This is a genomic window from Treponema sp. R6D11 (assembly GCF_054786075.1).
Genome location: NZ_BDHD01001115.1, coordinates 1 through 384 on the forward strand (window position 1 = coordinate 1; position 384 = coordinate 384).

A 384-nucleotide genomic window follows, 5' to 3' on the forward strand; every position below is an offset into this window, starting at 1 on the left:
CTGTAGTCGTCGGTATAGACGAAGCAAAGAAAAATCGCGTAACAAAAGCCCGCGCGGGACAGTTCCCCCAAAATGTTACCCCCAAGAAAAAGATTTGCGAATTGCCTGATTTTGAAAAAGAAGTCGCCGTAGGGGACTCTCTTGGAATTGAAGTGTTAAAAGATGTAAGATTTGTCGATGTTTGCGGCGTTTCCAAAGGTAAGGGTTTTCAGGGCGTTGTAAAACGCTACAAATTCGGCGGCGGACGCATCCTTTGTTTTTTTGGAAATGACAACATTCGGGTCTATCCTTAACACCGATACCGGCATAAGGTTTCCCGCTTCATCAAAAGCCTGAGTCATTCCAACTTTTCTGGCATAAAGCCCTAACATTGTAGTACTCCAT

The 384-nt window shown here is 44.5% G+C and carries 1 protein-coding gene; it reads left to right on the forward strand.

Translation table 11 applies throughout. The features are described from left to right. On the forward strand, positions 1-293 hold a 293-nt coding region (gene rplC / locus ACYVTD_RS17720), incomplete at its 5' end, for a 50S ribosomal protein L3 (RefSeq protein WP_461248937.1). Positions 294-384 lie beyond the last annotated feature (91 nt).